The 7,420-nt window shown below is 73.0% G+C and carries 8 protein-coding genes; 4 read left to right on the forward strand and 4 right to left on the reverse strand.

Annotated features, from left to right (window positions below):
- Positions 1-129: 129 nt before the first annotated feature.
- Positions 130-1,212, reverse strand: coding sequence for an NAD-dependent epimerase/dehydratase family protein (locus E1285_RS41765; protein ID WP_132160278.1), 1,083 nt, complete (start codon positions 1,210-1,212; stop codon positions 130-132).
- A gap of 89 nt (positions 1,213-1,301) precedes the next feature.
- Between E1285_RS41765 and E1285_RS41770 the strand changes: the two genes are divergently transcribed.
- The 3 genes from E1285_RS41770 (at position 1,302) to E1285_RS47975 (ending at position 3,510) form a co-directional block, all read left to right on the forward strand.
- Entirely contained in the window at positions 1,302-2,717 is a 1,416-nt protein-coding gene (locus E1285_RS41770; RefSeq protein WP_132160280.1) for a zinc-dependent metalloprotease, read from the forward strand.
- Positions 2,714-2,890, forward strand: coding sequence for a hypothetical protein (locus E1285_RS47970; RefSeq protein ID WP_243723427.1), 177 nt, complete (start codon positions 2,714-2,716; stop codon positions 2,888-2,890). Before E1285_RS41770 ends, E1285_RS47970 begins: the two co-directional genes overlap by 4 nt.
- A gap of 89 nt (positions 2,891-2,979) precedes the next feature.
- Positions 2,980-3,510, forward strand: a complete 531-nt coding sequence (locus E1285_RS47975; RefSeq protein WP_243723428.1) for an NUDIX hydrolase — start codon at positions 2,980-2,982, stop codon at positions 3,508-3,510.
- On the opposite strand, the gene E1285_RS41780 is transcribed toward E1285_RS47975, so the two are convergent.
- The 3 genes from E1285_RS41780 to E1285_RS41790 form a co-directional block, all read right to left on the reverse strand.
- Positions 3,500-4,165, reverse strand: a complete 666-nt coding sequence (locus E1285_RS41780; protein ID WP_243723429.1) for a hypothetical protein — start codon at positions 4,163-4,165, stop codon at positions 3,500-3,502. The two genes, E1285_RS47975 and E1285_RS41780, sit on opposite strands and share 11 nt — an antisense overlap.
- Positions 4,162-4,725 carry a M48 family metallopeptidase gene (locus E1285_RS41785; RefSeq protein WP_132160284.1) on the reverse strand — a complete coding sequence of 188 codons (564 nt, stop codon included), beginning with the start codon at positions 4,723-4,725 and terminating at the stop codon, positions 4,162-4,164. Before E1285_RS41785 ends, E1285_RS41780 begins: the two co-directional genes overlap by 4 nt.
- A 155-nt stretch (positions 4,726-4,880) precedes the next feature.
- Complete coding sequence (locus tag E1285_RS41790) at positions 4,881-5,702, reverse strand: enoyl-CoA hydratase-related protein (protein WP_165966987.1); 822 nt, start codon at positions 5,700-5,702, stop codon at positions 4,881-4,883.
- 341 nt (positions 5,703-6,043) lie between these two features.
- On the opposite strand from E1285_RS41790, the gene E1285_RS41795 reads away from it, so the two are divergent.
- Positions 6,044-7,375: an AarF/ABC1/UbiB kinase family protein gene (locus E1285_RS41795; protein WP_132160285.1), complete on the forward strand. Its 1,332-nt coding sequence runs from the start codon at positions 6,044-6,046 to the stop codon at positions 7,373-7,375.
- Positions 7,376-7,420: the final 45 nt, after the last annotated feature.

The following is a 7,420-nucleotide window of genomic DNA, read 5'->3' on the forward strand; positions in this document are numbered from 1 at the left end:
CCCCCACCCCGGCCGGCTCCCCGACCGGAACCCCACCGACCGACTGACCGACTGACCGACTCGAGAACCGAAACCGGATGGCCCGTCCCACCTGCCCAGGTGGGGCGGGCCATCCGGTTTCCGGCGGGGTCAGCGGCGGCGTTTGCGGGCCCGGTGGATGGCGGCCGCGGCGCCGATGGCGGCGACGGTGGCGGTCGCGGCGGTCGCGACCGTGGCCTCCTTGCCGCCGACGCGGCGGCCGACGACGGCGTGCCGCCCGGTGGTCTCCTCCATCACGGCGCGGAGCGCGGCGGCGTTGTCGTGGAGCGGTTTCCAGCCGGCGGCCCGCAGCCGCGCGCAGTCCACGACCCAGGGGTAGGCGACGTAGTGCAGGTCGGTGGCGGGCACGGGGGTCATGCCGAGCCGGTGCAGCCGCTGCGCCGTCCCGAACGTGAGGGCGGCGGGCAGTTCGAAGGTCCGCTTGCCGGTGATCTCGGTCACCTCGCCGGGGCTGAGCCAGCCCTCGCTGCCGACGGCGACGGGCCCGGCCACTTCACCGGTGACGACGACGTCCAGGGCGGACGCGAGGTCCTCGATGTGGCAGAACTGCCAGCCGGGCGTGCTGCCCTTGACGGTCAGCAGCCGCGGCGCCTCGAAGTGGCGGGTGAGGACGGTGTCGACGCCGGGTCCGGCGAGCGCGGCGGGACGGACGACGGTGACGTCCAGCCCGGGGTGGGTGATCGGCGCGGTCGCGGCCAGGTCCTCCATCTCCAGGTAGTCGCCGGCGACGCTGGCGTCGGCCTCGGCGAGCAGCGGGGCGTCCTCGGCGAGCGGGACGTCGTTGCCGGGCGCGGCCCCGTACACCATCGCGGACGTGACGAGGACCACCCGGCGGACGCGGGCGGCCGCGGCGGCGGTCACCACGGTCTGCGCGCCGCGGACGTTGTGGGTGCGGCGGTCGCGGGAGTCCACGTCCGGGGAGTGCTCGACGTCCAGGTTGACGATCACGTCGACGTCGGACAGCCGGTTGGACAGCAGCGGATCCCGGATGTCCACGACACGCCATGTGACTCCGGGCACGTCGCCGCGGTGCGCGTCGATGGCGACGACCTTGCGGATCTCTTCCCGTCCGGCGAGCCGGGCGGCCAGCAGCCGCCCCGTCCCGGTGGCCGCGCCGGTGATGGCGACGACCGGGCCCTTGCTACGCCGAGGGCGAACCTTGCCCGTTGCCACGGGGGTGCCCCCTTCCTTGTGTACGCGACCTTGCCTGAACCGGCTAACGTTGCGGATATGAGCCCATCATGCATCCCAGGGGCGATCCGATGAGTGACACTCCCTTCGGCTTCAACCGTCCCGGCGACGGAGACGACGACCGGCCCCAGGATCCATTCAAGGGCATGGGCGGCGACATGGCGCAGTTCGCCGACATGCTGCACCGGTTCGCCGACATGATCGGCGGCCAGGGTGCGGGCGGCGGGGGCGGCGGCCCCCTGAACTGGGATCTGGCCAAGAACATCGCGCGGCACCAGGTGGTCGAGCAGGGCGACCCGTCGGTCGTGGACGCCGAGCGGCGCCAGGTGGAAGAGGCGCTGCGCCTGGCCGAGCTGTGGCTGGACGACAAGACGACGCTGCCCGCCGGCATCCGGACGCCGCAGGCGTGGAGCCGGTCCGAATGGATCGAGCAGACGCTTCCCGTGTGGGCGAAGGTGTGCGACCCGATCGCGACCCGCATGGTCGAGTCCATGGGCGGGGCGCTCGGCGGCGACGAGATGCCCGCCGACATGCAGGCGATGGCCGGCCCGCTGATCGGGATGGTCAAGCAGATGGCCGGTGCGATGGTCGGCGGCCAGGCCGGGCAGGCGCTCGGCGCGCTGGCCCGCGAGGTGACCGGCTCGGCCGACGTGGGCCTTCCGCTCGCGCCGGACGGCGTCGGCGCGCTGCTGCCGGCGGGGGTCGAGGAGTTCGGCTCGGGCCTGGAGGTCTCCGGGGAGGAGGTCCGCCTGTACCTGGCGCTGCGCGAGGCCGCCCACCAGCGGCTGTTCGCGCACGTCCCGTGGCTGCGTTCGCATCTGCTGGGCGCGGTCGAGGAGTACGCGCGCGGCATCACCGTCGACCTGTCGGGCATCGAGCAGGCCGTCCAGGGTCTCGACCTGAGCAACCCGGAGGCGCTCCAGGAGGCGCTCGGCGGCGAGATCCAGCTCCAGCCGGAGGAGACGCCGCGGCAGAAGGCGGCGCTGACCCGCCTGGAGACCGCGCTCGCGCTGGTCGAGGGCTGGGTCGACACGGTGGTCAACGAGGCCGCGCAGGGGCGGCTGCCCGGCTCGGTCAAGCTGTCCGAGGCGGTGCGGCGGCGCCGCGCGACCGGCGGCCCGGCGGAGCGGACGTTCGCGACGCTCGTCGGCCTGGAGCTGCGGCCTCGCCGGCTGCGCGAGGCGGCGACGCTGTGGCGGACCCTCACCGAGGTGCGCGGAGCCCAGGGCCGGGACGCGTTGTGGGACCACCCCGACCTGCTCCCCACGTCCGACGACCTCGACGACCCGGAAGGCTTCGTGCACGGCCGCGACGAGATCGAGGGCCTGTCCGATCTGGACATCTCGAAGTTCACCAAGCCGAGCGAGGAAGGCCCGCAGGAAGGCCCGGAAGAGGGCAGGGCCGGCAAGCCGGACGACGAGGGCCCCGGGAAGGGCGACGGCTCGGATAAGGGCGATGGCCCGGGCGACGGCAGGCCCCGAGCATGAGCCGCTCGCGCGAGTCGCGCGTGCGGGGCTGCCGGTACGCGCCTGGGTCGTCCACGAACGCGATCAGGCGCCGCATCGCGCGAACGGGCCTGTGCTGGCATCGGCCGGTCGACCAGGAACGGCGGCGCCGCCATCCCGCCAACTCCCGCTACCCGCGCGTGGGCCGCACGTGAGGGAACCGTCGCGCGGGTTCGTCGATGACGGGTCGGGACGCGCGGCCGGGGGCGGGGTCTCGGGTGGAGGGTCGTCGGCTCCAGGGTCCTTGTACGGGGACGCCGTCCGTGTTCTGTCCGCCTGGCGGGCGCCTGATCCTGGTCAGGAGGAGGCCAGGCTGGAGTTCCTGCGGCATCTGGAGGAGCACCCCGCGGACGGGATGTGGCGGGAGTGCGCGGACGGGCACATCACCGCCAGTACGGCCGTGCTCGACGCGTCCCGGACCCGCGTGCTGCTGACGCTGCATTCGAAGATCAAGGCGTGGCTGCAGCTCGGCGGGCACTGCGAGCCCGGTGATGTCACGCTGGCCGGCGCGGCGTTGCGGGAGGCGACGGAGGAGTCCGGCATCCGGGGGCTGCGGCTGCTGCCCGAACCGGTCCAGCTGGACCGGCACCGGGTCGGCTGCCATCCGCAGGGCACCTGGCATCTGGATGTCCAGTACGTCGCCATCGCCCCGGAGCGGGCCCGTCACGCGGTGAGCGACGAGTCCGACGACCTCGGCTGGTTCCCCGTGGACGATCTTCCGGAGCCCACCGACGACGCCGTCCGCGAGCTCGTGGCGCGCGCCGTCAAGAGTTGAGCGGGTGGCCTTCGAGCAGCGCGCGGGTGTTCTCCCAGCCTTCCAGGCCCGGGTCGAGGAGCCGCAGGTCAGCGGTGGTGCGGAGGCGGTGCCAGGCGGGTCCCTGCGGGACCAGGCCGGGGCGCGGGGCGGCGGCGCGCAGCCGGGCCAGCGCGTCCGGGGTGTCGAGGTCGACGCCTTGCAGGGCGGTGTCCAGCCACTCGGGCAGCGGAAGGCGTGCGGCGAGGGCGACCAGGCCGTCCGGGCCGGTGGCGCCGTCGGCCTGGCAGGCGGCGGACGGGGCGCTGCCGAGGGCGCGGAACAGCTTGCCGAGCAGCAGCGGCGGCAGGTCGGGCGCGTCCGGCGCGACCAGCGCGGCGGCGCCGGCGCCGAGGGCGTGCAGCGCGGCGAACGCGCCCGCGAGGGTGGATTCCCGGACGATCGGCGTGCCGGGCCAGGTCACGGCCTCGGCGTCCGGCTGGTCCGGCGGGTCCAGGACGAGGGCGGACGTCACCAGTTCCAGCCCGGCGACGACTTCGTAGGTGTCCTCGAGGAGGGCGAGCCGGAACTCGCCGGGGTCGATCCCGGGCGGGACGTCCGTCTGCCGGGCGGGGAGCGACAGCACCGCGGCGAAGCGGGGCTGGCCTCCGGGCGCCGGGTCCGGGGCGTCGGTCACCCGGCGACCTCGTGCGGGAACTCGCCGCCGGGGTGCAGGCCGTCCCCGTGGTGGATGTCCCCCGGATCGGCGCCGCCCGCGATCTCTCCGTCGGGCGTGTCCGCCTCGAGGGGCAGGTGCGCGGCGGCGGCGACGCCCTCCAGGTAGCCGCGGGCGCGGTCGGCCTTCGGGTAGTTGCCGACCAGTTCCCAGAAGTCGGCGCCGTGCCCGGGGATGAGCAGGTGCGCCAGCTCGTGGACGAGAACGTAGTCGACGACCCAGGCCGGCATGCCGCGCAGGCGGGTGGACAGGCGGATGGTGCCGTCGTCGGGGGTGCACGATCCCCAGCGGGTGCGCTGGTTGGCGACCCAGCGGACACTGACCGGATCGGCGCGGCCGTCGAGGTAGCGGCGGGACAGTTCCCGGGCCCGCGCCTGCAGGTCGGCGTCGCTGGGCCGCCGGCGGCGTTCGCGCTCCTCGAGCCGTTCGAGAATGGTGGCGATCCATTGCTCCTCTTCGGCCTTGCTCAGCCTGGACGGAACCATCACCACCACCTTGTCGCCATCGCGGTAGGCGGACACGGTTCGCCGGCGTCTAGCGCTTCGGCGGACCTCAACGTTAGGGGGCACGCCTGAACCGTACTCGAAATTTTGCGCGCCCCATAGGGGGTGATTGACGTTGCCGCAGGTCAGGCCCTATGTTTTAAGGAGCCGTTCACAGCGGCACTGTCCCGGCTTTACTCGCCGGTGAATCGCGGGCTGCGCTTTTCGCGCTGTGCCGCGAGGCCCTCCAGCATGTCCGCGGACGACATCGTGACGGGCTGCGCGAGCGATTCCCAGCGCAGCGCCGACTCCATATCGGGGTGGCCTCCGTTCGACAGTGCGACCTTGGTGAGCCGGGTCGCGACCGGTCCCTGCGCGGCGATCCGCCCGGCGACGGTGAGCGCCTCGGCGAGCACGTCGGCACGCGGGACGGCGCGGTTGACCAGGCCGTGGCTCGCGGCCTCGTCGCCGGTGAGGGCGCGCCCGGCCAGCAGCATCTCGCGGGCCAGTGGCAGGCCCGCCACCTCGGGGAGCAGCCAGGTGGCGGCCATCCCGGGGTGCAGCCCGAGTGCGGCGAACGGGGCGAGGAGCTTGGCGCCGGACGCCGCGTACCGCAGGTCGCAGGCCAGCGCGAGGCACAGCCCGGCGCCGACGGCGTGCCCGTTGACGGCCGCGATCGTCGGTACCTCCAGATCGCGGATCATCAGCCACGTCCGGTAGAAGGCGAGCATCTTGTCGCGCAGCGCGGGGACGGCGACGGCGTTGGTGTCGGCGAGCCAGGACAGGTCGCCACCGGAGCTGAACGCGCTGCCCGCCCCGGTCAGCACGACGCACCGGACGTGCGCGTCGGCGCCGATCTCCTCGATCGCCGCCTTCCATGCGGCGGTCATCTCGTCCGACATCGCGTTGCGGCGCCCGGGGTCGTTCAGCGTGAGGACGACGATGCCGCCGGGACGGCGCTCGACCAGCAGCACGTCCGCGCTCTCATCGGACGTGTCGGCGATCTCATCGGACATGGCCCGCACCGTACCGCGCGAGCCAGGGCGCACCTCCCCCGGACCCCCTCGTAAACGCTCCCGGAACCGCCCGCATGGTCGGTGGGCACGGCGGGACCGCAGCGGGCAGGCAACGGCCGGCGCCCCAATCGCGCAGCTCAAAGACCTCTTCCAAGATCAGGAAGTTGGCACATACCACGGCGCGCGGACCGCCGCAGTCTGGCGGCACACCCCTCACCCGGCGTGAGAAAGCGCACACTTACCACGTTTTCGCAGGTCACGATTGGACGAAAGTTCGGTCGCCGACGATTGTCGCTGGTCAGTGTGGCGTTAACGACAGTCGATCACCGAGAATGGTCGGCGTGAGCGATCTTCCCCGCCGCGCGGTGACGCGGTCAGCAAAGCTGGCGTCCCTCCCCATCGGCTTCGCGGGCCGCACCGCGCTCGGCATGGGGAAGCGCACCTTCGGCAAGCCCGCCGAGGCCGTCGCGACGGAGATCCAGCAGCGCACCGCCGAGCAGCTGTTCAAGGTGCTGGGCGAGCTCAAGGGCGGGGCGATGAAGCTCGGCCAGATGCTGTCGATCTTCGAGGCGGCGCTGCCGCCGGAGATCGCGGGCCCGTACCGCGCCACGCTGACCAAGTTGCAGGAGGCCGCTCCCCCGCTCCCGGCGGCCACCGTCCACAAGGTCCTGGCCGAGTTCCTCGGGGAGGACTGGCGGGTCTACTTCGAGTCGTTCGACGACGAGCCGGCGGCCGCCGCGTCCATCGGGCAGGTGCACCGCGCCGTCTGGCACGACGGCCGCGCCGTCGCCGTGAAGGTGCAGTACCCGGGCGCCGGGAAGGCGCTGATCAGCGACTTCAACCAGCTCGCCCGGCTCGGCCGGATGTTCGCCGTGCTGATGCCCGGCCTGGACGTCAAGTCGATGCTCGCCGAGCTGAAGGAGCGGGTGGCCGAGGAGCTCGACTACACGATCGAGGCCGAATCCCAGATGGTCTTCCGGGACGCCTACAAGGACGACCCCGACTTCTACATCCCCGAGGTCATCGCGCAGGACGGCAACATCCTGATCAGCGAGTGGATGGAAGGGACCGCCCTCTCGAAGATCATCAGCGAGGGGGACCAGGAGACCCGCGACCACGCCGCCCTGCTGTACTGCCGTTTCCTGTTCTCCGGCCCGAAGCGGTCCGGGATGCTGCACGGTGACCCGCACCCCGGCAACTTCCGGCTGCTGGAGGACGGCCGCCTCGGCGTCCTGGACTTCGGCGCCGTCGACCGCATCCCCGGCGGCTTCCAGCAGCGGCTCGGCCTGCTGCTTCGGATCGGCACGATGGCCGACATCGACGAGATCGAGGAAGCGCTGCGCCGGGAGGAGTTCATCCGCGAGGGCGTGGAGGTCGACGCCGAGTCGCTCCAGGCGTTCCTGGCCCCGGTGACCGAGCCGTTCGTCACCGAGACGTTCAAGTTCAACCGGGAATGGCTGCGCGACATGGCCGCCCGGGTCACCGACCTGCGGCCGTCCAACGTGGTCCGGCAGCTGAACCTGCCGCCCGAGTACGTGATCATCCACCGGGTGCTGTCGGCGGGCACCGGCGTGCTGTGCCAGCTGGAATGCGAGATCCCGGCCCGCGGCGAGGCGCTGGCATGGGTTCCGGGCTTCGCCGACGACGCGGACGGCGAACTCGTCTCGAGCTGACCCGGACCTCCCCGAACGCCGGCGGGGCCCCGCGCACCGATGTGG

Source organism: Actinomadura sp. 7K507 (assembly GCF_004348425.1).
Classification (GTDB): Bacteria; Actinomycetota; Actinomycetes; order Streptosporangiales; family Streptosporangiaceae; genus Spirillospora.